Here is a 25,829-nt window from a genome sequence, read left to right as displayed (position 1 = left end):
TTGCCAGATGGATAGAGGTCGAGGCTTAACCTTTTACTGAGCGCTCGCGCAGGTAAGCCAGCACTTGCGCTTGATCACCTGCGAATTCGATACGCGCCGCCTTGTGTTCACGCTGGTAAGCGTACATCGGGTCGTAATATTCGCCGAGCAGCCCTTCGATCCAGCCTCGGTGCAGATCAACCGCACCGTTGCGCTGCTGTTCTTCCAGCGCCGCCTGCATAAGGCCCGACAGGCGCTGGTGACGCTCGCCGCCGAGGCGTTTGTGAATGTTGTTCAGGCTTTGCAACAGACGCTCGGCGAACAGCCCGAAGCCCTGCTCTTCGCCCTTGACGGTGATGAACTCTGCGCAGAGGTTGATCACATAGTCCTCGAGAATGCGCTCGACGCGGTTCTCGAAGCTGTCTTCCAGCCAGACCATCGCGCAGCCCTGCATCGCCTGGTGCAGCTCCAGTGGCACGTTGCAACTGCCGACCAGACGGCTTTCATCTTCCACAACGAATTGTTCGATACCGGCTGCGCGCTTCTTGAGCAGGTCGATGGCCAGCCGGTTCTCGAAGTCGATCTGCGCCGGCTGCCCAGTGGCACGCTTGCCGAAGCTGGAGCCGCGATGATTGGCGATGCCTTCCAGGTCCACGCTGTTGGGCAGCTGCGTCAATACTTCGGTCTTGCCCGTGCCGGTCATTCCGCCGAGCACGACGATAGCGCATTCGCTCACCGCCTCGTGCAGGGTATCCAGCAGGAATGTGCGCATCGCCTTGTAGCCGCCAAGAACCCGCGGGTAGTCGACCCCGGCATCCTTCAGCCAGCGCTGTACCGTCTGCGAGCGCAGCCCGCCGCGAAAGCAGTACAGGTAGCCATCCGGATTGGCTTTGGCGAACTCGATCCACGCATTGACGCGTTCATCCTTGACCTGACCACAGACCAATTGATGCCCGAGCTGAATAGCGGCGTCCTGGCCGTGCTGCTTGTAGCAGGTGCCGACCTTTTGCCGCTCGATGTCATTCATCAGCGGCAGGTTGATCACGCCAGGAAAAGCCCCTTTGGAAAACTCCACCGGAGCGCGAGCGTCCATCATCGGCACGTCGTTGAGAAACAGTGCGCGGTAGTCGCTGCTGTTGTCGGCCATCAGAACACCTCGACGGCGTGGGTCTGTCGCTCGTGCAGAGTGCCGATAGGGTTGAGCAGCAGTCCCAGTTCGGCGGCCACGATCAGAAACTCGGCTTCACCTTCAGGGCTGACCGCGACCAGCAGACCGCCGCTGGTCTGTGGATCACACAACAGGTCACGCTGGGCATCGCTCAGTGCGCCGATCCTGTCGCCGTAACTTTCAAAGTTGCGCAATGTGCCGCCCGGCACACAGCCCTCGGCAATGTAATGCTCGACGCCGGGCAGACGCGGTACAGCAGCGTAGTCCAGACGCGCGGTCAGACCTGCGCCGTCCGCCATTTCAACCAGATGCCCGAGCAGACCGAAGCCGGTGACATCGGTCATTGCCTGCACGCCGTCCAGCTTGCCGAAACGGCTGCCCGGCTTGTTCAGGGTGCACATCCAGTCACGCGCCAGACCGATGTCTTCATCGCGCAACTTGGATTTTTTCTCGGCGGTGGTGAGGATGCCAATGCCCAGGGGCTTGGTCAGGTACAAGGTGCTCCCCGCCAGGGCAGTGTCGTTGCGCTTCATGTGCTTTTTCTGCACCACGCCGGTCACCGCCAGACCGAAGATCGGCTCCGGCGCATCGATGGAGTGCCCGCCCGCCAGCGGAATACCGGCAGCGTCGCAGACGGCACGGCCACCGCGAATGACTTCACGCGCCACTTCGGGTGGCAGGATGTTGACCGGCCAGCCGAGAATGGCGATGGCCATCAGCGGGTCACCGCCCATCGCATAGATGTCGCTGATGGCATTGGTCGCGGCGATACGGCCGAAGTCGAACGGGTCATCAACGATGGGCATGAAGAAGTCCGTGGTCGAGACCACGCCGCGCTCGTCATCCAGCGCATAGACCGCCGCGTCATCACGCGAGGCATTGCCAACCCAGAGTCTGGGATCAAGGTTCTGAGCGCCGCTGCCAGCGAGGATCACGTCCAGCACCTTGGGGGAAATCTTGCAGCCACACCCTGCTCCGTGACTGTACTGGGTCAGGCGGATTGGCTCATTCATCGCGACACTCTCGGTTACCGGGAAACAGGCTGTGGAGTCTAGGGGCTGTTCCCTTATCAGCGCAAACCGCGTCGTGCGCCGGTCGTGCATTCGGGCGGTGAATCTGCGAACTGGCCTTTCTCGCCATGCCTCTTATAATCCCCGCGCATCACCACCGAATCCTGTGAAGCGCCGCCTGCTCGTGCAGGCGGGCTTCACGTTATCCTTTTTCCGCTATTGAACCGGAGAACCTCCATGCTCAAGCGTACCCTGGCGCTCGCCGCCGGCCTTGCCCTGTCCTTCTCCGCCCTGACCAGCCACGCTGCCGACACCCTGCGCGTCTCGGCCATTCCCGACGAAGCGCCCACCGAACTGCTGCGCAAGTTCAAGCCGCTGGGAGCTTATCTGGAGCAACGGCTGGGCATGAAGGTCGAGTTCGTCCCGGTCGCGGATTACCCGGCAGTGGTCGAAGCGCTGGCCACTGACCGGCTCGACATGGCCTGGCTGGGCGGTTTCACCTTCGTTCAGGTCAACCTCAAGACCGGTAATGCGGTGCCACTGGTACAGCGTGAGCAGGACGCCAGGTTCACCAGCAAATTCATCACCTCCGATCCGAACGTGAAAACCCTGGCAGACCTCAAGGGCAAGACGTTTGCCTTCGGTTCGGTGTCGTCGACATCCGGCAGCCTGATGCCGCGCTATTTCATGCTCAAGGAAAACATCAAGCCGGAAACGTTCTTCAGCCGCGTCGCCTATTCCGGCGCGCATGACGCAACCGCCGCGTGGGTTCAGGCGGGCAAGGTCGATGCAGGCGTGCTCAACGCCAGCGTGTGGGACAAGCTGGTCGCCAGCGGCAAGGTCGACACCAACAAGGTTCACGTCTTCCAGACCACACCGGCTTACTTCGACTACAACTGGACCGTACGCGGCAGCCTCGACCCGGCACTGGCAGCGAAGATCAAACAGGCCTTCCTCGACCTCGACCCGGCCAACCCGGAGCAGAAGGCGATCCTCGATCTTCAGGCCGCCAGCCGCTTCATCGAGACCAAGCCAGAGAACTACAAAGGCATCGAAGAAGCCGCACGCGCTGCCGACCTGCTGAAATGACCCTGCATCTGTCCGCCATCGAGCTGCGCCATAGCGACGGCACACTGGCGTTGCGCGGCATGGACCTGAGCATCGCTCGTGGCGAACGGGTAGCGATCATCGGGCCGTCCGGTGCGGGCAAGACCACGCTGCTCAACCTGCTGGCCAGCGCTCTGCCACCCAGTGCCGGGCAACTGCAGGTGCTGGGGACTGATCCCTGGCAGCTCTCCAGCACACGACGCCAGCGCCTGCGCAGCCGCATTGCGCTGATTCATCAGGCACCGCCGTTGCCGGCGCGCCAGCGGGTGGTGACTGCGGTGTCGGCGGGCAGGCTTGGTCAGTGGGGGCTGGGCAAAAGCCTGCTGAACCTGCTGCATCCACTCGACATCAGCGGCGCCCGCGAGGTGCTGGCGCGTCTGGACCTGGCGGACAAATTGTTCGAGCGTTGCCAGCAGTTGTCCGGTGGGCAGCTGCAACGTGTCGGCATTGCCCGCGCCCTGTATCAGCAACCCGAACTGCTGCTGGCCGACGAGCCGGTTTCGGCGATGGACCCGCGCCTCGCCGATCACACCCTGGCGCTGCTGTGTCAGCACGCCATCGAGCACAACGTGACGCTGGTCGCCAGCCTGCATGCGGTGGAACTGGCGCTGGAACATTTCCCGCGGGTCATCGGGGTGCGCGACGGGCGAATTCACTTCGACCTCGCCGCCAGCGAGGTAGGCCGGGAGCATCTCGACACGCTGTATGCCAACGAACAACTCAGCCCTCAGGCGGTTTCGGATGCGGCTGAAACACGCTGGACGCCACGATGCTGAGTCGGGATCAGCGCGACCCGGCGGCAACGCCGCGCCTGTTGCTGACATTGCTGGCGGTCGCCCTGCTCTGGCCGGGCATTCGCCTGGCCGAACTGAATCCGCTGGTACTGCTGCAAGCCGATAATGCGCGGACGATGGGCAGCTTTCTCGCCGGGTTCTGGCCGGTGGCGCACTCTGCGGAATTCCTCGGGCTGCTGCTGGATGCGACGCTGCAAACCCTGGCGATCGCCACAGCCGGCATTGCCCTTGCCTTGCTGCTGGCCGTTCCGGCAAGCCTGCTCGCCAGCCAGGCATTGTCGCTGTCGGCCGCCTCACGTGGCGGCCGCCCCGGCTGGCTCGGCCAATGCCTGCGCTGGCCGGCACGCGGGGTATTGATCTTTATGCGCAGCGTGCCGGAAATTGTCTGGGCGCTGTTGTTCGTGCGCGCGGTCGGCCTGGGCCCGACAGCAGGCGTGCTGGCCATCGCCATCACCTACGCAGGCATGCTCGGCAAAGTGTACGCGGAGATTTTCGAATCGGTGGACCAACGCCCGGCCCACGCGCTGCTCCAGGCCGGCAGCGGTCGCCTGGCCGCACTGGCTTACGGCATCCTGCCCAACGCGGCAGCCGAACTGACCTCCTACACCGTGTACCGCTGGGAGTGCGCCGTGCGCGCTTCGGTGGTCATGGGTTTCGTCGGCGCAGGCGGACTGGGTCAGCAGATCGACCTGTCGATGCGCATGTTCGCCGGTGACGAAGTGGCGAGCATGCTGCTGACCTTCCTGCTGCTGGTGCTGCTCGCCGACCAGCTCAGCCGTTTGCTGCGCAGGCAGTTCACATGAAGCGCGCAGGCAATCTGCTGCTGGTGCTGACCATGATTGCGGCCGTGGTCGCATCGTTTGTGTACCTCGGCCTCGACCTGTTCACCCTGGGCAGTCACGACAACCTGACACAGATGGGCCGTTACGCGTTGCGCTTCATGAGCCCGGACCTGAGTGGCCCTCATCTGCAGGCAATCGGCCAGGGCGGCCTGGAAACCCTGGCCATGTCGGCACTCGGCACCTTGCTGGCCGCCATTGCAGGTTTACTCCTGGCACTGCCCGCTGCCGGACGCTTCGGTTGGTTCCTGCGCAGCCTGAGTCGCCTGCTGCTCAATGCGCTGCGCGCCATTCCGGAACTGGTGTGGGCCGTGTTGATGGTGCTGGCTGCCGGGCTCGGCCCCAATGCCGGCACGCTGGCACTGGCACTGCACACCACAGGCGTTCTGGGCCGCCTGTTTGCCGAGGCACTGGAAAACACCGCGCCGCAACCCGCTGCAGCGATTCGTCTGCAGGGCGGCAGCGCCTGGCAGGCGTTCAGCTACGGCACCCTGCCCAACCTCTGGCCACAACTGCTGGCGTATACGCTGTATCGCTGGGAGAACAACATTCGCATGGCCAGCGTGCTGGGCTTCGTCGGCGCGGGCGGTCTGGGGCAGATGCTGTATGTCAGCCTCAGCCTGTTTCAGGAAGCGCAGGCCAGTACCGTGATTCTGGCGATGCTGATACTGGTATTCGCCGTCGACGCTTTGAGCGGCTGGAGCAGGCAGCGCTGGGTGCGTAACTGAGCAGGCGGCAGAAAGCAAAACGCCACGCCCCTGAAGCTCAGGGCCGTGGCGTGATTAGCAGCGTGACTCAGTAGCCGAGCGACAAGCCGGTGTTGCGACGCGGATCGTTGGCGCCGTAGAAGCGGTTGTTACCGACCGGTTTGCCACCCAGCGAAGGCGCGCCCACCAGAATCGCCGCCACATGATTGAGCGGCTGCGGACCTGCGAACTTTTGACCCCAGCTCTGGAGAATCTTCAGCGTGTCAGGGCTGACCGCGAAGGTATCGATGTTGGTTTCTTCAGGCTGCCATTGCTGGTGGAAACGCGGCGCGTCCACCGCTTCCTGAATGTTCATGCCGTAGTCGATGACGTTGAGCATGGTCAGCAGCGTGGCGGTAATGATGCGGCTGCCGCCCGGCGTGCCGACGACCATCACAGCCTTGCCGTCCTTGGTGACAATGGTCGGGCTCATCGACGACAGCGGCGTCTTGCCCGGCGCGATCGCGTTGGCTTCGCCCTGCACCAGTCCGTACATGTTGGGCACGCCGACCTTGACGGTGAAGTCATCCATTTCGTCGTTGAGGATCACGCCGGTCTTGCTGGCCATGACGCCCGCGCCGAACCAGTTGTTCAAGGTGTAGGTCACCGAAACCGCATTGCCCCATTTATCGACAATCGAATAGTGAGTGGTGTTGCTGCCTTCATGGGGCGCGACGCCGGGTTTGATCTTGTTCGAGTCACCGGCCTTTTGCGGATCGATGGCAGCGCGCAGCTTGGCGGCATACTTGACGTCCAGCAGGTGCTCGACCGGATTCTTGACGAAGTCCGGGTCGCCCAGGTAGCTGTTGCGGTCCGCGTAGGCGTGACGCATGGCCTCGATCTGATAATGCATGCCCTGCGCCGAGCGGAAGCCCAGCTCTTTCATCGGGTAGCCTTCGAGGATGTTCAGAATCTGGCAGATGACCACACCGCCGGAGCTCGGAGGCGGTGCCGAGACCACGTGGTAGCCACGGTAATCACATTCGATAGGCGCCAGCTCGCGGGTCTTGTAATGGTCCAGGTCCGCCTGGGTGATGATGCCCTTGCCAGCCTGACTGGAGTCGACCAGCGCCTTGGCAACCCAGCCCTTGTAGAAACCGTCGCTGCCCTTCTCGGACACTTCCTTGAGGGTCTTGGCCAGGTCTTTCTGCACCAGCTTCTGACCGACCTGCATCGGCTCGCCCTTGTTCAGGAAGATCGAGCCGGAATCGGCCATGTCCGCCTTGAACACATCGGTGGCGCTCGACAGCATGTCGACATCGCCCTGCCCCAGCACAAAACCTTCCTCGGCGAGCTTGATCGCCGGCGCGATGACTTCTTCACGCTTGCGGGTGCCGTACTTGCTCAGGGCCATTTCCATACCGGACACGGTGCCCGGCACGCCGACAGCCAGATGGCCCTTGGCACTCAGGTCAGGGATGACCTTGCCGTCCTTGTCCAGGTACATATCGGCGGTGGCCGCCAATGGTGCCTTTTCACGGAAGTCGAGGAAGGTCTTGCGCCCGTCGGCCAGTTGAATGGTCATGAAACCACCACCGCCGAGGTTGCCCGCAGCGGGATAGACCACCGCCAGCGCGTAGCCGACCGCTACGGCCGCATCGACCGCATTGCCGCCAGCCTTGAGTACATCGACACCCACGTGAGTAGCCAAGTGCTGAGCCGTTACGACCATGCCGTTTTCGGCAGCGACCGGGGCTTGTGACGCGGCGAATGTGGGGGAATACGCGACAATCAGTGCCGTCGCGATCAACGATCTGGCGAGGGGTTCGAACTTCATGGTCGATCTCTTCTTTTTCTGGGTCAGGGACGTTTGATGAGTGAAGCGCCAGCCTCCAGGCGAGGATGCGGCACTTCTCATCGAAGCGTACCGAGCATCCCTGCGCTGATCTGACGGGATCCAAAGTAGCCGGTTCTGCCGCGTTTTCCTAATGTAAAAACCGGATACACAGCAACGCCCCACTGATTCCCGACACGGGTGACGCCTAGGCTTTCGGGCGATACCCCTCAATGATCGCCGAGAAATCCTTGCCGCCATCGCCACGCAGGCTCATGGCCTGGTACAGCTGTTGCGCCACTGCGCCGAGGATGACCGGTTGATGCGCAGCGCGCGCGGCCTCGGTTGCCAGGCCCAGGTCCTTGAGCATCAGCTCGGCGCCAAAGCCGCCGCTGTAACCGCGTGACGCGGGAGCGGTTTCGACGATGCCGGGCCACGGGTTGTAGGCCTCCGAACTCCAGCAACGACCGGTCGAAGTATTGATAATGCCGGCCAGCACTTCGGTGTCGATACCCAGTGCATTGCCCAGCGCCATGGACTCGGCCACGCCGATCATTGAAATCGCCAGCAGCATGTTGTTGCAGATCTTGGCGATCTGGCCGGTGCCCACGTCACCACAATGCACGATGTTGCGGCCCATCTGTTCCAGCACCGGTTTGAGCACGGCGAAATGCCCGGCAGAACCTCCGACCATGAAGGTCAGGGTTCCGGCCTGCGCACCACCGGTGCCGCCCGACACCGGCGCATCGCCCAACACCACGCCTTGCCGCGCAGCAACAGCGGCAATGTCGCGGATGGTCTGCGGGTCGATGGTGCTGCAATCAACTGCCGGGACACCGGCTGAGATGCCTTTCAGCACGCCGTCGTCGTTGAGGTACACGCTGCGCACATGCGCCGCTGCGGGCAGCATGGTGATGACCAGTTCAGTGCCCTGGGCCGCCTGCGCGGGTGAGTCGCTGACCTGTGCGCCCAGCTCGGCGAACTCAGCCAGTACGCTCTTGTTCAGGTCGAACACCTGCAAGGCGTGACCGGCTTTGATCAGGTTGCGGGCCATGGGCGCGCCCATATTGCCCAGACCGATAAATGCGATGTTCATGGTTGTTCTCCCGAACGAATTGACCGCCAGCGCTCAGCGCAGATTGATCGTGGTGTTCACGCCATCGTTGACGCTGTCGTCATCGAACCAGCGGCTGGTGACGGTCTTGGTCTGAGTGTAGAACTGCACCACCTGTTTGCCGTACGGGCCCAGATCGCCCAGCTTGGAACCCCGCGAGCCAGTGAAACTGAAAAACGGCACCGGCACGGGAATCGGAATATTGATCCCGACCTGCCCGACATCGATCTCACTTTGAAACTTGCGTGCCGCCGCACCGCTCTGGGTGAACAGCCCTGTGCCGTTGCCGAACGGGTTGGCGTTGACCAGCGCGATAGCCTCATCGAGGGTATCGACTTCCAGCACCACCAGCACCGGCCCGAAAATTTCCTGGGCGTAGATCTGCATGTCGGTGGTGACGCCCGAGAACAAGGTCGGCCCCACGAAGTTGCCGCCCTCGTAATCCGGAACCGAAACCTCACGACCATCCAGTTCCAGCGTCGCGCCTTCACGCACGCCACTCTCGATCAGATCCAGAATGCGTTGTTTGGCCCTTCGTGAAATCACCGGTCCGATATCAGTGCCCGGCTCCTTGCCGGCATTGACCTTGAGTTTCTGCGCCCGGGCCTTGAGGTCGGGCAGCCACTGTCTAGACGCGCCGACCAGCACCACCACAGAGGTAGCCATGCACCGCTGACCCGCCGCACCGAAACCTGCGCCCACCAGCGCGTTCAGGGTTTGCTCGCGATTGGCGTCGGGTAGCACCACGGCATGATTCTTCGCCCCCATCATTGCCTGCACCCGCTTGCCATGCCGACCGGCCAGATCGTAGACGTGCGTGCCAACCGCCGTCGAACCGACGAAGGAAACAGCCTTGATGTCCTTGTGCGTGCAGATCGCGTCCACCACCTCCTTGCCACCATGCACCACGTTGAGCACACCAGGAGGCACCCCCGCCTCGATCGCCAGCTCGACCAGCAACAGGGTCGACAGCGGATCCTGCTCGGAAGGCTTGAGCACGAATGTATTGCCGCAGGCGATCGCCATCGGAAACATCCACAGCGGAATCATCGCCGGGAAGTTGAACGGCGTGATCCCGGCGCACACGCCGATCGGCTGGCGCAGGGTATAGGTGTCAACGCCACTGGCGACGTTCTCGGCAAACTCGCCCATTTGCAGCGTGCCGATCGAACAGGCGTGCTCGACCACTTCCAGCCCCCGAAAGATATCGCCCTCGGCATCGGCCAGCGTCTTGCCCTGCTCGGCACTGAGTACCGCCGCGATACGCTTGGAGTGCTCGCGAATCAGCGCCTGCAGCTTGAGCATGATGCGCATACGCACACCGATGGGGGTTTCACGCCAGGTTCGATAGGCCGCGTGAGCGGCTGCGACGGCGGCGTCCACTTCACTGGCCGTGGCGAATGGCACCTGGGCGAGGATTTCCTGAGTGGCCGGGTTGACGATGTCTTGCCATTCGCTGCTTTGCGAGTCGGTCCACTCGCCGTTGATCAGCAGTTTCACGCGAGCAATCGAGGTCGTCGTGTGGTTCAGTGAGGCATTCATTTCAGCGATTCTCCCTTCAGCAAACCACGCATCCACAGCCTGTGCAGAAGGATGATCGTGGCCTCCCGGCAGTCTTGTTTTTGAATTGGTCAGGGGGCGTGCTTTGGAGTATAGATGTGCAAACTTCTAACAAGAATGCAGATAAAAGCAGGGTCAACATGCAAAAAAACATCACCTCCCTAGGGTTGTTGAACTGGGATGACCTGAAGTTTTTCCTCGAGGTGGCACGCACTCGAAAAGTCAGCAGCGCGGCCCGCCGCCTGGGCGTCGACTACACCACCGTGTCGCGGCGCATCAACTCGCTGGAAACCTCGCTGGGCACACTGCTGTTCGAGAAATCGCGCAACAACGGCTTCATCATGACCGCAGAAGGTCAGCGCCTGCTGGGTTATGCCGAGTCCATCGAAAGCACACTGCACATGGCCTGCGAACAGGTTTCCGGGTCCAGCGTCGCGTTGTCCGGGCATGTGCGCATGGGCTGCACCGAAGGCTTCGGCAGCTTCTTCATCACCCCGCAACTGAGCCACTTTCTCGACAGCTACCCGAGCATTTCGCTGGACATCCTGCCGCTGCCGCACTTCATCAGCCTGTCGAAACGCGAGGCGGATATCGTCATCGCCCTGGAGCGCCCCGAACACGGCCCCTACGTGTGTTGCAAGCTCTGCGATTACAGCCTGGGTCTGTACGCGACCCAGGCCTACCTCGACAACCACCCGCCCATCGAACACAAGGCGGACCTGAGCGAGCACGTCTTCATCAGCTATGTCGACGACCTGGCGTTCAGCTCCGAGCTGCTATACATGAGCAACCTGCTGCCCAACGCCCAGGCACAGCTGCGCAGCACCAGCGTCATCGCCCAATACACCGCCGCCCTGCAAGGCCGCGCACTGGCCATCCTGCCGTGCTTCCTCGCCGCTCAAGACCCACGACTGCTGCCGGTGCTGAGGGAGGAAGTGAACATCACTCGTCAATTCTGGATGTACTGCCGGGAGGACCTGCGCAAGCTCAAGCGGATCACGTTGCTGTGGGATTACATACGGGAGGTGACGGAGTTGAATAAGGGGTTTTTGTTGGGGGAAAACTGCGCTATTCGCTTCCTGTAACCACAGATTTTCAAGGGATCAGGTAATCGTATCGTAGCGGGGTAGACAGAAGTTAGCCGACAGTTTTTGACAGTTGTTGGTACAGGACTTGTGAAAGGAAATGGTTAACAACTCTCGCTTGAAACCCAGTTCCCTCACGCTCCATGTCTCACGCAACCTCTCTGCACACATCCTCTTTCATTATATTTCCAGCCAGAAAACAAAGCCCCCGATAAAGGAGGCTATTATTTTTGGCGGCGAGATGTGAACATCTCTAAAGACGTACCCGCATGAATACCTCAAAAGCTATAAGGTTGAAGTTCTGCAAGCTGGGAAAGCAGCATTAAATGCTCGACTGCTTTTAATTTTTCTAAATGATCAAGTGATGACGGCCCACCAAGCATTAATGCTGGAACAAAACCATACATCTCATCGCCACGCAAGGTACCAAGTTTTCTCTTGGCAGGCTGAAATAGATCATCAAAATCGTCATCATCTATATTTCGGGTCAATAAGAAGTTCTGTAACTGCTTGTCCATAAACTCAGGCCCGAGCGTTGAGTTGAACACTACGTACTTAGACAAAATACTGGTTATATTAAGAGAGGCACCAGTTTTCTCACCCCAAAAATATAAATCGCCAAAAGCGCTGCGTGCAACCAGGTGGTAAGTGTCCAATTTCCCAAGTTCCGTTCCCTCAAGCCACGAAGCTACTACCCCTTCATATTCTTGTGGATTCACGATCCAGAACATCCCATCACCATACCCGCACCACCCGTGCTCTGCCCAGTACTCCAAAAGTAAGCTTGGCAGTTTACCCTTATAGCGCTCGATACTTGATGCTGGAACTTCTTGGTGATCAATTGGGTCGCCAACCTTTTCCAAGAACCTAGCGAATACTCTGTCCATTAATGCAGCCTCATCAATTAGCACTTGTGTAGCTTTACGTTGAGAAAAGTGGATTTTTGCATGGATTTAGGGACTTTCTCAGCAGCTGCTTTTAGGTCTTTAATTTTTGGCCTCCACTGGGGCCCAATGCTAGAGTTGACCTGTCGATCACCGAACTTATCAATGACATCCTTTCCACCGGCACTCAAATCAGGGTTGTGCAGACCTGCAAGGCTCGACATTGCTTCTTTCGCTTTTTTAATAGCAGCCTCCTCAGCGTCAAGAACATCCATAGTTTTTGAAAATTCATCTTGAAATCTTTGTTGGAGGTCGGTTTGTAACTTTTTTCTAGCCGTTTGGGCAACGGCTCGACTACGCTTCACCGGATTAGCGATGTTCTCTAAATACTCATCGACCGTCAACCGATTCAATCCGTCCTCTTGCCCCTTTAGTTGCTTAACGAATTCGCCGATTTTGGACTCTGGCATGTTGTCCGCGTTGAAGCACTCAACGTGATGTAGTGGCATGGTATTCGGCTTGCCCTTTGGGCGTTCTTTGTCTCTTCCTGATGGTCTGTTCGGTGGTGGTTCCTGCGGCCCAAGTGCTCCTTTAGGATGTTCTGGCGCTTTCAAATCGGGATGCTGTTTCAGGTCTTCTTCATGCTTGAGCATCCACTGGCCAAGCTTTGCACCTCGCTGGCTGCCTCGCATTTCGGAAGCGAGCATCCTTGCTTTTCCACGGCCTCGCGTCAGATAAGCAACGATCGCGCTTAGCAGGAGAATCACCACGGCCTCATGGGAGCGTGCAATATCCCACGCACCTTGTTGTGCTGCCATGCTGTCGTCGGAAAAGGAGCTTAACGGATTACCGGTTCGCTCCCTAGGGCCGTTCCAAGCGGTAGAAACTCCACGAATATAGCCAGTAGCTATCGGCTTAAGGCCTTCCGTAAAGAATTCAGCAATCGAGGCCAGCCCCAGTACTCCAAGAATCCACGTTCCCGCTTGCACTCCAATCAGTGCTCCGGCCGTTGCGCCTGGGAAGGCGCCGACGCCCCCTGCAAGTAATCCGACTCCTCCACCTATTGTGGCGCCGGTTAAAGCGCTGCCGATAATGATCATTGCCATGTCGACCACTGTGCTGATCATTTCGTCGATGATGCTTCGAATATCAAGGTCAGAAAAGCGTTTGAGGATGCTGTTGGTGGCCTCTTTTTCGCCTAAATCACATGCTTGACGGACACACCTGACTCGGCGATAGATCAGATCGATACTAGGTACATTTATGGAGCTTGGTGGGCTGAGAGGATTGATGCCCCTTTCGCGTCCCCCGAGGTCGCCTTTACGAAATAGGCGTTCGGCATAAGCCTCGATATCGAGCCAACTGGGTATCCTTGTCCATAAAGACATTCATCGCTCCTGCGTTTGGGGAAGAATCGAGAAAGCTAAACATTGAGCCATGCTATGTCAAAAGTGATTTCAAGCTGAGCACGGAGCTTATGCTAGCTCGCTCTCATTGAGGTCACCCCGACTTTTCGATCAGATTCTCAAGTTCCTTCGCAAAACCAAGATTTCCCCTACATACCGCTTTTTGCGCTTCCGGTAGCCTCCCACGCGTCAACTAAACGCTGGTTGTCTACGGATCAAAACGCAGGGACGGCATGCAATGATTTCTTCAGCCCGATTGGGCGACAAGCACGCCTGCCCATTACCGGGGCACGGTACAACGCCTATCGCTTCTGCATCCGGTGACGTCAACATCAACGGCATGGGCGCGGCACGTGTGGGGGATACCTGTGGGTGTGGCGCGGTCATCACTACAGGCTTTCCTTCCATTCTGGTGAATGGCCGTCCCATGGCCCACTTGGGAAGCCCCACCAGTCACGGCGGGACAATCATCACCGGCTCAGGCAATGTTGGTGGCGGCTTCGTCATGGGCGACGCTGGTGGCGCGACCATTATCAACTTCATGGCGCTGGGGGCCTTCCGGCCAGACGGTTCCGTGGACGACGAGAAGATGGCGACCTTGCTGGCTGACCCGAAGCTCACGGAGAAAGCCTTGGCGGCGAACGCTTCGGTAGGCCCTGAGGCAGCCGGTAAGGCGTCAGAGGCGAAGCCTGAGCCAAGGGCGGAATCTGTTGTTTGCAAACACCCTGACAGGATGGAAGAGCTGGCGACTTATATTGCTGGAGAGATGAACACCAACATCAATAGTCCAGAAGTGCTACAGATACAAGAACTGAACAGCTTTGATCCTGATGAGGAAACACGTAAATACGCTGCACTGCCATTTTACCTGCGACTCGGCCAAGGGCCGGATTTTTAAACTATGGCACTGGTGAAAAAGACCAAAGCGTTTGCCATTTGGACTGAGCGTGTCGGCCAAGACAGGCCATGGGACCACAAGCCAATATTGGCGAAACTCTTCGGTGGGATATGGCAAAAGCAAGGAGAGTACGAATATTTCTATGATATCTGGTCAAACGTTCATTACGGTTACGTTGGCGTGGCAGGTAGGTTTTCTGAAAGTGTCTTACTGGACGGTGCGGGTATTGAGCAGATTGGGTCAGACACGTGGCGTCTCATAAAAGACCCTAAGAGATTTGATGGCCCGCGAAGGACTGAGGGCGTTGAGGGTATGCGTGCATGGGATGACACACCCGATAGGGTTTCGATCATGATAGGGATGAATCTGTACAAGGAATATCCAAACGGCGGCCTTACCGGAAAGATCGTTATGGACAACGTGTTGGCCGTACCTATAAGCGACTGGGCGACTGGGGTCCAACCGCATGTTTGCAAGTGAGAAAAATTTCTACCTAGCGCGATGGATTATAGGCTTTGCTTGCCTCCTGATCGCTGGATGGTATTTAGCACTGCCAAGGGTCGTCATTTATTACTCAGCCGATGGCTCAAAAGGATTTCATTACGTACTCAATACGCAGCATTCAATCTTACGACGGGACTTGCTGCCCGGCGAGACAACCGGTGACACCGGTCATATTTTGCCCGACGAGGATTTCTTTATGATGTTCGATTGGTGGGCTGATAAGACCCCGCCACGGTGCATCGACATCACACCAAAACGGTGGAGCACGTTGGATATTTATCTTGATGGGAGCGGTAAGATTGACATCGCCAAGACAGCCCCTGACGTCACTGCTCGTCTGAAACAGTGTCCGGGCCGACCAGACCCCTTCCGGCCCTGAGGCGTGCTACCACCGCCAGGTCAAACTCGGCACAGCCAATGAGTAAACACAGAAGATACTCCCATGGCTGCCTTGGTAGGCCGAGCCGATAGCTGACTCCTCCATTAACTCTCGCACAGCAGCCGCGCAACCCACCCGGGCAGATGGTTATCATGCCGGTGATAGTGCTTTACCAGTCAACGTCCCCCCCCCCCCACAGGCCCCCCTTTGTGCAGGAAATACGAAATGAGCATTGATTGGATCAACTTCACACCCTGGACGTCATTGTGCGGAGGAGCATTGATAGGGCTGGCCGTCAGCTTGTTCGTTCTCGCGAATGGTCGTATTGCCGGCATCAGCGGCGTGTTGGGGGGCGTTTTGCAATTGGGCAGTGAAGGTTGGGGCGAGAAGGCGCTGTTCCTGCTTGGCCTGTTGATTTCGCCATTATTGTGGGCGGCGTTCACAGCGTTGCCGGAGATAGAGATTAATTCAGAATGGCCCGCCCTGGTCATCGCGGGCCTGCTCGTTGGCGTGGGTACCCGTTACGGTTCGGGCTGTACGAGTGGTCATGGCGTGTGCGGGATATCCCGCTTTTCTCCTCGCTCCATCGTGGCGACACTATGCTTTATGGCTACCGGATTTGCGACGGTATACGTCAGTCGCCATGTACTGGGGGTCTGAAGATGCTCAAGGTGACCGCATTTTTTGCAGGCTTGATATTTGGCTTCGGTCTGCTTTTGGCTGGCATGGCAAACCCTGCCAAGGTATTGGCTTTTCTTGATGTAAGCGGAACGTGGGATCCATCGCTTGCTCTGGTAATGGCAGGTGCCATCTCGGTGGCGGTCGTCCCCCTGAACTGGGCGCGCAGGAACAGGCAATCCTTGCTGGGTGCCCGTATGCAGCTCCCGGTGAAAACCCAGCTGGACGCCCGCTTGATCGTTGGCAGCCTGGTGTTCGGGATTGGCTGGGGCATTGCGGGAATCTGCCCTGGGCCAGCGGTCGCCACTCTGCTGACAGGACACTGGAAAATCCTCATATTCCTATCAGCCTTACTGGCCGGTATGTACCTGTTTTCCGCTCTCGAGAAACGACGCACGTAACTCTCAGGTTGTTGCGGCCGGGGCTGCGCCCACAGGACTGACAGCCCTCGTAAAGCATCACCGACAGCATGCCAACGCGGAGCATCGGCACGAGAGTCGACTGCTGATCAAAGCCCCAACATCAGCCCACTCAGGCGTTTGACCTTGCGCCGCAGGGCTTCTTCGAAGATGCCTTGGCGCGGTTCGATGAGGCTGAACCAGTGCTTGGCGCGAGTGATGCCGGTGTAGATGAGCTCCTTGGTCAGTACCGGGTTGAGCGCTTCGGGCAGGATCAGGGCGGTGTGGGCGAATTCCGAGCCCTGGGATTTGTGTACGGTCATGGCGTACACGGTTTCGACCTCGTTGAGGCGGCTGGGCAGGACGAAGCGTACGCCATCGCTGCCGTCGTTGCGGGGGAAGGCGACGCGCAATACCTGTTTGCCTTCGCCGTCGCGCTCGGGCAGGCGCAGGGTGATGCCGATGTCGCCGTTCATCAGGCCGAGGCCATAGTCGTTGTGGGTCATCAGCACCGGGCGACCTTCGTACCATTGCTGTTCGCTTTCGATCAGCTTCGCGCTGAACAGCGCGTGCGTGATGCGCAGGTTCAAGCCCTCCACGCCCCACGGGCCTTTGCGTACGGCACACAGCAGTTGAAAAGCGTCGAAGGCGCTGAGTACCGAGCGCGCCCAACGGGTCCAGCACGCGTCGTCCAGTGCCGAATCGTCGGCGGGACGCTCGGCGGCGAGTACGTTCAGGTAATGCCGGTAACCCTGCGGGCCTTGCTCGCCCCTGCCAAGACCGTCGAGCACCAGGCGTTCGAACTTGAGGTCCTGCTCGCCTTTGAGTGCCAGGGCGAACAGGTCGTCGTGACTGCCCGCCGACAGCAGAGCGCGGGCCTGTTGGTCCTGTTGCTGGTTGACCAGCCGGGCCAGCTGGCCGATGCCGCTGCCTTGGCCGAAACGACGCGAGTGGCGCAGCATCACCACTTGCTGGGCCAACGGATGCTGCTGCGCATCGCCCTGGCGCAAACCGCCCTTGCCGAGGTCTTCGCCGCTGACGGCTTCCAGCCAGGCCTGGGTGTCGGGACTGTAGAAACCTTCTTCGGCGTCACGGCACAAATCCCCGAGTACCGCCCCTGCCTCAACGGACGCCAACTGGTCCTTGTCGCCCAACAGAACCATGCGTGCATGCACAGGCAGTGCGTCGAGCAGATTGGCCATCATTTCCAGGTCGATCATGGAGGCTTCATCAACCACCAGCACGTCGAGCGGCAGTAAATTGCCCGCATGGTGGCGGAAGTGCCGGGTACCGGGGCGACTGCCCAGCAGGCGGTGGACGGTGGTCACCTCGCTGGGGATTTTCTGTCGTACGTCGTCACTGACATCCAGGCTCTGCACCTGTTGGCTGATGGACTCGGTCAAACGGGCCGCCGCCTTGCCGGTGGGCGCCGCGAGACGGATACGCAGCGGCTGGCCATTCTGTACCGCCGGGGCTTGCAACAAGGCCAGCAGGCGCACCACCGTGGTGGTTTTGCCGGTGCCGGGGCCGCCGGTGATGATGCTGAAACCCTTGCGGGTCGCCAGCGCGCAGGCAAGTTTCTGCCAGTCGATGACGGCTTGTGGCGAGGGATCGGCCGGGCCGAACAACGCGTCGAGCTGCTGCGGCAGACCCTCCGGCGGCGTTTCACGCTGGGCCAGGCGCTGACGCAAGGCTGCTGCGATACGCCGCTCGTAAGTCCAGTAGCGACGCAGGTACAAACGTCGCTCGGCCAGCACCAGTGGTTTTTGTCGCGCTTCGGCACTTGAATCGCCCACCTCGGCGACCAGCATGCTGCCTGCCAGCGCCTGGCACCAGGCGGCGCCATCCAGCGCTGCCAGCAGTTGTGATGGCAGCAGCATCGGCGCGCTCTGCTGATCGCCTTCGGGCGGCAGTGACAGGGCGAAGTCCGGTTCTTTGAGGGTCTCGTACAGATCGAGGCAGACGTGACCGTGGCCGAGCTGATGGCTGGTAAGCGCCGCTGCCACCAGCACCAACGGATCGGCCTGCGAATCGAGGTCACTGAGGAACGCGACGAACGCCTTGTCCAGAGCACGCAACCAGCCGCGCTCGACCCAGCGCTCGAGCAGGATCAGCAGATCGCTGACACGCGTCAGCGGGCTCAACTCAGCGAGGCTGATATCGTCCAGCGCGGTAGGCAACAGATCATCGAACGAGCGGCTCATGCCAATGCTCCCGGCAGGTCATGCGCTATCGGTTTGCCCTGAAACAGCAGGTCCAGACTCTCGATCAGCTCACGTGGCGGGCGGGTGAAATACGCTCCCTGAGAGGCCGAGCGACTGCCCCGCAGAAACAGGTACAGCGCGCCGCCCATGTGCTGGTCGTAGTCGTAGTCGGCCATCCGCGTCTTGAGCTGACGGTGCAGGGCCAGCAGGTAGAGGACGTATTGCAGGTCGTAGCGGTTGTCGAGAATGGCGGTTTCCATCGCCAGTTGGGTGTACGCACTGTCGTCACTGCCCAGCCAGTTGGACTTGTAGTCGGCCACGTAATACCGGCCCTCATGTTCGAACGTCAGGTCGATAAAGCCCTTGAACATGCCGTTGAGCGAGACCGTCTCGGTCGCAGCACGCGGCGCGTTGTCGTGGGTGAAGCGGCGCACGAGGGCGTCCATTTGCGCGACGTTGACGTTATTGCTGGCGAACCAGAATTCCATTTCCACACGGTACTGATTGGGCTGATCCAGTTCGCCCAAGGCCACCGGCGCGGCATCAGGCGACAAGCGCAGCGGCATGTTCAGCATGTGTTGCAGCCAATCGCTCAGGGTATTGATCCAGCCTGCCCAACCGCGACGATTACAGCGCCGGGCGACGGCGTCCTGCAGTTTCTCCGGCGCGTGCGCGGTCATCGCAAACCCTTCGTTGCCAGCCCACTCGAGCAGCCCGTGCAGAAAGGTGCCGGGATTGGGGCCACGCGGAAAACGATGGATATCGCCGCCGCTGGTCAGGATGTCGCGCGGGGCTTCGGGGTCCAGACGCTCGTCGTCAAACAGTTTCTGTGCCTGCGGGCTGTCAGGCGATTCATCGGCACCGGCCGTTACCGTGTCGCCGATACGCAGGGCACTGTAGGACGCAATCCACCAGTTCTCGGCAGCGCGGCGTTTGGGCACCAGCAGCTTGACCAGCGCCGCTTCGTTGCGCGGCGCACTGAAGCGCTCGTCGGTGGGCTCCGGAACAGGCTGCAAGGCAATCGCCTCACACCCCTGGGCCAGATCACGCAGCCAGACCTTCAACTCTGCAGACTCGCTCAGCGCTGCGCCACCGCCCAGCAGGTAACCCAGTGCGGAACGGTGCAGCATGGAGGTGTTGGCATTGCCACGCTTGAGGTCGGCGACGCCCAGCCAGCAGGCATGTTCCGATCGGGTGAGGGCGACGTAGAGCAAACGCAGGTCCTCGGCCAGACGCTCATCATCGGCTTGCTGAATCAGCGCCTCGGTAGGCTGCAGGCTGATCTGTGACTTGCCGTCGGCGTCATGAAACTGAAGAGGCAAGCGACTGCCGTCAACCGGTTTCGAGGAGCAAATGAACGGCAGGAATACCAACGGGTACTGCAAGCCCTTGGACTTGTGGATGGTGACCACCTTGACCAGTTGCTCGTCGCTTTCCAGACGCAGGATCTGCTCTTCCCCGGCCTGACCGGAGAGTGCCAGGTGGTCGCCCAGATGACGGATCAGCGCCTGCTCGCCATCCAGTTCGGCGGCGGCCTGCTGCAGCAGTTCAGACAGGTGCAGCAGGTTGGTGAGTACTCGCTCGCCGTCGTTGCGGGTCATCAAGGTCTGTGGCAGAGCAAAGTCATGCAGCAGACGGCGCAGCATCGGCAGCACGCCCTGGCTGCGCCATATGGCGCGATAGCCACGAAACTGCATGACGCGCCGCTCCCATGCCAACTCGTCCTGATTCAGGCGTTCCAGCTCGGCCAGCGGCAGGTCCAGCGTGATACACGCCAGCGAGGCACGCAGCGTGCGTTCGGAGTCCGGCTCGGCACAGGCCTTGAGCCAGGACAGCAGATCGTGGGCTTCCTGAGCGGCGAACACCGAATCCTTGTCGGACAGGTACACGCTGCGCACGCCGCGCGCGGTCAGTTGCTGACGCACCGCCTGCGCTTCCTTGCCGTCGCGGACCAGAATCGCAATGTCGGCCGGACGCAGCCCGCGCAGAGTATTGTCGGGCGTGACGAAACCGGCACTACCCTGCTGACCGGCATTGAGCAGACGCACGATCTCGCTCGCGCAACTGGCTGCCAACTGTTGACGATAAACCACGCCGGACACCGGCTGGTCACTTTGCAGGTGCCAGACCGTCAGCGCCGTCAGGGGTGTACCGTCGACGTGCAGCGTCTCTTTGCGGCCTTGGGCCAGCGCATCGGAGAACGGCACCTGATTGCCGTGCTCATCACGAAACAGGAACGCACCGCGACCTTGCTCACGTTGCTCTGCGCGCGCGAAGACATGGTTGACCGACTCGACCATCGCATGACTGGAGCGGTAGTTGGTGTCCAGCGTATGCCAACGGCCATCGGTCGCCTGGCGGGCACGCAGGTAGGTGTAGATATCGGCGCCGCGAAACGCATAGATCGCCTGTTTCGGGTCGCCAATCAGGAACAGCCCGGTCTGCTCATCGTTGGCCTCGAGACGATAGATGCTGTCGAAAATCCGGTACTGCACCGGATCGGTGTCCTGGAATTCGTCGATCAACGCCACCGGAAACTGCTCGCGAATCAGGGTGGCCAGACGCTCGCCGCCAGCGCCATGCAAGGCAGCGTCGAGCCTGAGCAGCATGTCATCAAAGCCCATCTCGGCGCGGCGACGCTTCTCTTCTTCAAAGCGCGCGCTGACCCACTGCGCCGCATGCTGCAACACGGCAGCATCCGGTTTGGGCAAACCATCGAGCGCCGCCTTCAACTGCGCCATGGCCTCGAAGGCCGGGTGCGCAGGTGGCTCGCTCTTCCAGGCTTCGGCAATGCCGTCGGGGGTCAGGCGAGTGAAACCGGTGCCCAGATCCAGCGCTTCCTGTGTGTCGTCAGCGGCCCAGGCGGCAAGCTTTTCGAACCAGGGTTTGAAATAGCGCTCCTGCATCTTGCGGCCGTCGACTGCCTTGCGGGCGACCGCGTCCTGACACAGCGCATACAACTCGTCGGCCCACACGGCCCACGGTGCTTTCAGCGCGGCAAGCGCTGCCCGGCGCTCTTGCAATGACGCCGCGATCAGTTCGGCCGGTTCCTGGGTGAGTGTGCTGCGCTCGCGTCCGAACAGACCTCGCACACGCGGCAGCAACGCCGCCGGACCGCTTAGGTTTTCCCGCACCCAGAGCAATGCGTCGCCGCTCATGGGGTAGCAGAAGCGGCGCCAGTAATCACGCAGGACTTCGCCGAGCAAATCGCTGTGGTCGGTTTCCAGCGTCTGGGTGAATAGACTGCCGCTGTCGAATGCATGCTCGCGCAACATGCGCTGGCACCAACTGTGGATGGTCGAGACCGCGGCCTCGTCCATCCACTGAGCGGCGATGTCCAGACGGCTGGCGCAGGCTGGCCATAGCGACGCTTCGAACTGTTCACGCAGCTCGGCAATCAGGCCATCGGGGGCGGCGATCTCGTCACGGAAGAAGCGTGCAGCCTCCGCCAGGCGGGTACGAATTCTGTCACGCAACTCTTTGGTCGCGGCGTCGGTGAAGGTCACCACAAGGATCTGCGGCGGCAGCAGTTCGCGACCAAAGCCGGACTGCTCAGTGCCGTGGCCAAGCACCAGACGCAAGTACAGGGCGGAGATGGTGAAGGTCTTGCCGGTGCCGGCGCTGGCCTCGATCAACTGACTGCCGCGCAGTGGGAAGCGCAGCGCGAGAGGAAGGGATTGCTCGCTCATGCGCCGCCCTCCCCGCCGGACAACGACTGCCAGGGCGCGTCGTAAATCGGTTTGTAGAGCGTCTCGCACCAGCCTGCGAATTCTTCACTGCCCATCAGTGCGTCAAAGTCCGGAAACTGCCGAGCCAGTGCCGTGCTTTCGCGACGCTCGCCATCGGTGGTCTGTCCGTCACCTTCGTAGGCTTTGCGGGCAGCCGCTTCGGCTTTGTCGGCAGGCTGGCCCAACCAGGCGAAGGCGGTTTTGACCGCGACCGGAAGGGGTTCCTGCATGCCGTGCAGCCAGGCAGTCAGCAAGTGGTTGAGCGTGGTGACGGCACTCGCCTTGTCCAGCGGCTCCAGCATCAGGGTTTCATCACTGGCGACCAGTGCCGTGCTCAACGGCAGATCGCAGGCGCACGCCACCAGATGATTGACCCACGGCCGAATCAGCCGGTGCCACTTGCGGGTCTTTTTCGAGCCGATGCTGTTGGGAATGGCGGTGACCAGCAACAGCTCGCCACGGGCATTACGGTGCAACCCGCCCAGCCAGCCATCGATGCTGACACCCGCATGGCTGAAGCTGATCGGTAAAGCGCTGCTCAGGGTCTCGGGCCAGAGGGTCAACAGATCGTGGTAGCGCCTGAGTACGTCCGGCAGCGGTTCGATCAGTTCGCTCTGCATCAAGGTGCCGAAACCTGCGAGCGGCAACAGACCACTGGCTTGCAGTTTCAGCGCTTGGGTCTGCAGAGCAGCATCCATGTTGTCCGGCGAGGACATGCCAGCGCCAAGCAGGCTTTCGCTCAGGCCATAGCGCTCAAGGGCATCGAGCACGAACGGCTCTTCATCGGCGAGCGGCGCTTCAGCGACTTCGAAATAGATCTTCAGGCGCTGGCTGAAAAAGTGCTTTACCGGGTTTCTCAGGAAATCCTGTAGCTGCGCAATGGACAGCGGCTCTTCCTGTTCATGAGCGGGCAGCGCTTGAGGCACAGGTAGCTGAAGGTCGGTCTCATGCAGCAGACGCCATTCGCGGGCGAAGCTGAAATACCCCGTGCCGGCGTGAAAGTAATTGGCGCTGAAGGGTTGCAACGGGTGATTCACAGTCAAGGCCTTCAGCAAGCGCTCATCATCCTGTTTAACGTCCGGGTCGGTCTCGCCGGCCAGCTTCCAGCCGCTGGCGAGGTGATCGCGCAACTGTCCGATGAGTACCGAAGCAGGACGCTCACTGTTGTCACGAATGCTGTGGCCAACCCAACTGACATACAACTGGTCTCTGGCCGAGAGCACGGCTTCCAGCAACAGGTAACGATCGTCTTCACGCCGGGAACGGTCGCCGGGGCGGTAATCGCTGCCCATCAGGTCGAAATCCAGCGGCGGTTGCGCGCGCGGGTAATCGCCGTCGTTCATGCCCAACAGGCAGACCACTTTGAACGGAATGGCGCGCATGGGCATCAGCGTGCAGAAGTTGACCGAGCCCGCGAGAAAACGCTGGGACAGGCGTCCTTGATCGAGCCCGGCCAGCCAGGCCTCACGCACAACGGTCAGCGGCAGCTCATCGGTCAGCCTTACCGTTGCACAGGTTTCCAGCCAGTTCTCGCGCAGTGTTTCCAGCTGGGCAAGCAGGTAGTCGTCATGCTCGCTGTCGGCGAGAAAGAACAACTGCAGCAGCGATTGCAGACGGGCACCCCACGTTTCCGGAGTAGTGGGTGTCGACAGCTCGGTGTGCGCGACCTGAAGAGCGTCAATCAACGCGACCAGCGGACCGATCAACGCCGCATCAAGCCCGCCGATCTCATCGTAAGGTTCGATGCCGTCGTAAGCCGCGCCAGCGCCCACGGCGTAGCCCAGCAACATGCGACGCAGGCCGAAATGCCAGCTGTTCTGCTCAAGGGCATCCGGCAGCCCCAGACCAGCACGCTGTTGAGCATTAAGACCCCAACGAATGCCCGCACCTTCTATCCAGCGATGCAGCGTTGGCAGGTCACGCTCCTGAATCCTGAAGCGTGCGCGCAAGGCTGGAACGTCCAGCAGGTCAAGAATCTCGCTGACCGGGAAACGGCTGTCCGGGAGTTTGAGCAGGTGCTCGACGGCAATCAGCAACGGCTCGCGGCCGCGCTGGCCCTGATCAGCCAGCGTAAAGGGGATGAAGCGACGATCTTCGCGCTCGATCTGCCCGAATACCGCGCGTATGTGTGGGGCATAGCTGTCGATATCCGGGACCATGACAATCACGTCACGCGGGCGCAGGCCAGGGTCTTTGCTGAATCTCGCCAATAGCTGGTCATGCAGCACTTCCACTTCGCGCTGCGCGCTGTGAGCCACATGGAAGCGGATCGAGCGGTCCTCGAGGGGATTGACTGCCGGCCAGAGCTCACGTGTTTCATCCAGCGGACGCAGTTCGAGAATATCGTCCTGCAACTGGTTAAGGAGAGTGGTGGGCTGCGCTTCACTGAACAGATCAATGCGCTCGTCCTTGAACGAGGAACGGTAGCTGCGTGGGTCGTCATGGCTGTCCAGCAGGTTGATGTAATCACGTCCCTGCTTGCCCCAGGCCGCGAGCAATGGGTGAGCGTGCTGATGCAGCGCTTGCGGGTCGAGGACCATCGGCATTCCGCTCTTGCGCGCCTGGCGTTTGTACTGGTGACGCAGCAGGTCCTTGTCGGCGACGATATCGGTCCAGTGGTGACGGCACGGATTGTGGACACAGAGCAGAACCTGACTGAACCTGGCCAGCCCTGCCAACGCCTCGAGCGCTTGTGCCGGCAGTGACGAAATGCCGAAAACGATGACCCGTGCCGGTAAGCCCGGTGGCGCTTCGGTCATGTTGCCGATGCGCTCGATAAAACGCTGATGCACCCCCGCGCGGCTCTGCGACATCCCTTCAGCCCCGACGTCGTCGAGCAGCGCGCGCCACAGTTCGGCTTGCCAGCAATTGGCAGCTGACAATGGTCTGGACTGACCGCGTACGTCGCGCAATTGATGACGGCCAGCGGCCCAGTCTTCCAGCCAGTCAGCGCGGTAGACCTGATATTGGTCGAACAGATCGGACAGGCGTTCGGACAATTGATAGCGCTTGCGCAGATCAGTGTCGTCGGTCAGGAAGCGCTGCAGCGGTTCGAAGTGTGGCTGATTGATCAGCGACGGCAGCAAGCGCATCAAGCGCCAGGTCAAAGGGGTCTTGTCGAGCAAGGACGTCTGGGGGATCTCGTCCGCACCCAGCACCATGCGATACAGCGTCCACATGAAACTGCCGGGCAACTGGACGTCTATGGCGGCAGCGATACCACAGCCACCGTTATCTTCATCCTGAGCATCTTCGGCCAAGGCCAGCTTCAGCCATTGCGCAATGCCGTTGCTCTGCACCAGAGCAATCTCGTTTTCCAGGGGCGCCAATGGATATCGCCGCATCCAGGACACAACCAGACTGCGCAGTTCATCCGGGCGGTTGCCTTGAACCACCATGAAGCCTGCACTCAGAGAGGTTGTAACGGACATGCTTGCTTCCTTGACGGGTGCGTGGAACCTGATGCCGAACCATAAGGGCAAGCGCGCCGGATTGCCATAAGCACGTGGGTCTGGATGACTGCCGGAGAGGTGGAGTTATGAGTTCAGGAGAATGCAGAGGTTTCTGGAACCCC

At 60.4% G+C, this 25,829-nt stretch carries 18 protein-coding genes and 1 pseudogene; 9 read left to right on the top strand and 10 right to left on the bottom strand.

Translation table 11 applies throughout. The features are described from left to right. Positions 1–25 precede the first annotated feature (25 nt). Both mnmH and selD read right to left on the bottom strand, forming a co-directional pair. The gene (gene mnmH / locus LIX91_RS16300) at positions 26–1,126 is read right to left on the bottom strand and encodes a tRNA 2-selenouridine(34) synthase MnmH (protein WP_044313494.1); all 1,101 of its coding nucleotides are present in this window, start codon (positions 1,124–1,126) and stop codon (positions 26–28) included. Next, complete coding sequence (gene selD, locus LIX91_RS16295) at positions 1,126–2,160, bottom strand: selenide, water dikinase SelD (protein WP_003408410.1); 1,035 nt, start codon at positions 2,158–2,160, stop codon at positions 1,126–1,128. The genes mnmH and selD overlap by 1 nt, the downstream gene beginning before the upstream one ends. Positions 2,161–2,394: 234 nt before the next feature. Here selD and LIX91_RS16290 point away from each other — a divergent pair, with 234 nt between their 5' ends. The 4 genes from LIX91_RS16290 to phnE are packed head-to-tail and all read left to right on the top strand — an operon-like array spanning position 2,395 to position 5,625. Further along, positions 2,395–3,246, top strand: a complete 852-nt coding sequence (locus tag LIX91_RS16290; protein WP_003403547.1) for a putative selenate ABC transporter substrate-binding protein — start codon at positions 2,395–2,397, stop codon at positions 3,244–3,246. Next, positions 3,243–4,040, top strand: a complete 798-nt coding sequence (locus LIX91_RS16285) for a phosphonate ABC transporter ATP-binding protein (RefSeq protein ID WP_226488784.1) — start codon at positions 3,243–3,245, stop codon at positions 4,038–4,040. The genes LIX91_RS16290 and LIX91_RS16285 overlap by 4 nt, the downstream gene beginning before the upstream one ends. After that, the gene (locus tag LIX91_RS16280) at positions 4,034–4,861 is read left to right on the top strand and encodes a PhnE/PtxC family ABC transporter permease (protein ID WP_226488783.1); all 828 of its coding nucleotides are present in this window, start codon (positions 4,034–4,036) and stop codon (positions 4,859–4,861) included. Before LIX91_RS16285 ends, LIX91_RS16280 begins: the two co-directional genes overlap by 7 nt. After that, positions 4,858–5,625, top strand: a complete 768-nt coding sequence (gene phnE, locus LIX91_RS16275; RefSeq protein WP_226488782.1) for a phosphonate ABC transporter, permease protein PhnE — start codon at positions 4,858–4,860, stop codon at positions 5,623–5,625. Before LIX91_RS16280 ends, phnE begins: the two co-directional genes overlap by 4 nt. Before the next feature lie 67 nt (positions 5,626–5,692). Here the strand turns inward: phnE and ggt are convergent, their stop codons facing one another. The 3 genes from ggt to LIX91_RS16260 all read right to left on the bottom strand — a co-directional run bounded on the left by ggt (position 5,693) and on the right by LIX91_RS16260 (position 10,073). Continuing rightward, positions 5,693–7,420: a gamma-glutamyltransferase gene (ggt, locus tag LIX91_RS16270; protein WP_003408400.1), complete on the bottom strand. Its 1,728-nt coding sequence runs from the start codon at positions 7,418–7,420 to the stop codon at positions 5,693–5,695. Between the two features lie 205 nt (positions 7,421–7,625). Next, positions 7,626–8,513: a 3-hydroxyisobutyrate dehydrogenase gene (gene mmsB / locus LIX91_RS16265; RefSeq protein WP_226488781.1), complete on the bottom strand. Its 888-nt coding sequence runs from the start codon at positions 8,511–8,513 to the stop codon at positions 7,626–7,628. A gap of 33 nt (positions 8,514–8,546) precedes the next feature. Next, positions 8,547–10,073 carry a CoA-acylating methylmalonate-semialdehyde dehydrogenase gene (locus LIX91_RS16260; RefSeq protein WP_226488780.1) on the bottom strand — a complete coding sequence of 509 codons (1,527 nt, stop codon included), beginning with the start codon at positions 10,071–10,073 and terminating at the stop codon, positions 8,547–8,549. Positions 10,074–10,231: 158 nt separating this feature from the next. Between LIX91_RS16260 and LIX91_RS16255 the strand changes: the two genes are divergently transcribed. Next, the gene (locus tag LIX91_RS16255; protein ID WP_103697185.1) at positions 10,232–11,176 is read left to right on the top strand and encodes a LysR family transcriptional regulator; all 945 of its coding nucleotides are present in this window, start codon (positions 10,232–10,234) and stop codon (positions 11,174–11,176) included. Between the two features lie 278 nt (positions 11,177–11,454). Here the strand turns inward: LIX91_RS16255 and LIX91_RS16250 are convergent, their stop codons facing one another. Further along, positions 11,455–12,063: a GAD-like domain-containing protein gene (locus tag LIX91_RS16250; protein WP_100073426.1), complete on the bottom strand. Its 609-nt coding sequence runs from the start codon at positions 12,061–12,063 to the stop codon at positions 11,455–11,457. Between the two features lie 17 nt (positions 12,064–12,080). After that, on the bottom strand, positions 12,081–13,448 hold the full coding sequence (locus LIX91_RS16245; RefSeq protein WP_226488779.1) for a DUF6861 domain-containing protein: 1,368 nt from the start codon (positions 13,446–13,448) through the stop codon (positions 12,081–12,083). A gap of 256 nt (positions 13,449–13,704) precedes the next feature. On the opposite strand from LIX91_RS16245, the pseudogene LIX91_RS16240 reads away from it, so the two are divergent. From LIX91_RS16240 to LIX91_RS16225, 4 genes and pseudogenes are all read left to right on the top strand, one after another. After that, a pseudogene (locus tag LIX91_RS16240) lies at positions 13,705–14,844 on the top strand (polymorphic toxin type 44 domain-containing protein). Further along, positions 14,831–15,247 (top strand): hypothetical protein, encoded by a 417-nt coding sequence (locus LIX91_RS16235; protein WP_226488778.1) that lies wholly within the window; start codon positions 14,831–14,833, stop codon positions 15,245–15,247. The pseudogene LIX91_RS16240 and the gene LIX91_RS16235 overlap by 14 nt, the downstream one beginning before the upstream one ends. A gap of 225 nt (positions 15,248–15,472) precedes the next feature. Continuing rightward, on the top strand, positions 15,473–15,907 hold the full coding sequence (locus LIX91_RS16230) for a YeeE/YedE family protein (protein WP_226488777.1): 435 nt from the start codon (positions 15,473–15,475) through the stop codon (positions 15,905–15,907). A 2-nt stretch (positions 15,908–15,909) separates the two neighbouring features. Beyond that, positions 15,910–16,326, top strand: coding sequence for a DUF6691 family protein (locus tag LIX91_RS16225; RefSeq protein ID WP_032697805.1), 417 nt, complete (start codon positions 15,910–15,912; stop codon positions 16,324–16,326). A 107-nt stretch (positions 16,327–16,433) separates the two neighbouring features. On the opposite strand, the gene recD is transcribed toward LIX91_RS16225, so the two are convergent. Genes recD through recC form a run of 3 tightly spaced genes read right to left on the bottom strand, consistent with a single transcriptional unit; the run spans position 16,434 to position 25,686 of the window. Continuing rightward, positions 16,434–18,527, bottom strand: coding sequence for an exodeoxyribonuclease V subunit alpha (gene recD, locus LIX91_RS16220; RefSeq protein WP_226488776.1), 2,094 nt, complete (start codon positions 18,525–18,527; stop codon positions 16,434–16,436). Then, positions 18,524–22,216: an exodeoxyribonuclease V subunit beta gene (gene recB, locus LIX91_RS16215; protein WP_226488775.1), complete on the bottom strand. Its 3,693-nt coding sequence runs from the start codon at positions 22,214–22,216 to the stop codon at positions 18,524–18,526. The genes recD and recB overlap by 4 nt, the downstream gene beginning before the upstream one ends. Further along, positions 22,213–25,686: an exodeoxyribonuclease V subunit gamma gene (gene recC, locus LIX91_RS16210; RefSeq protein ID WP_226488774.1), complete on the bottom strand. Its 3,474-nt coding sequence runs from the start codon at positions 25,684–25,686 to the stop codon at positions 22,213–22,215. Before recC ends, recB begins: the two co-directional genes overlap by 4 nt. Positions 25,687–25,829: the final 143 nt, after the last annotated feature.

The organism is Pseudomonas sp. B20, assembly GCF_020515755.1.
In the GTDB taxonomy this organism is placed as follows: Bacteria; Pseudomonadota; Gammaproteobacteria; order Pseudomonadales; family Pseudomonadaceae; genus Aquipseudomonas; species Aquipseudomonas syringae.
The sequence above is the reverse complement of the archived record's forward strand: the minus strand, read 5'-3'. Positions and strand labels throughout refer to the sequence as shown.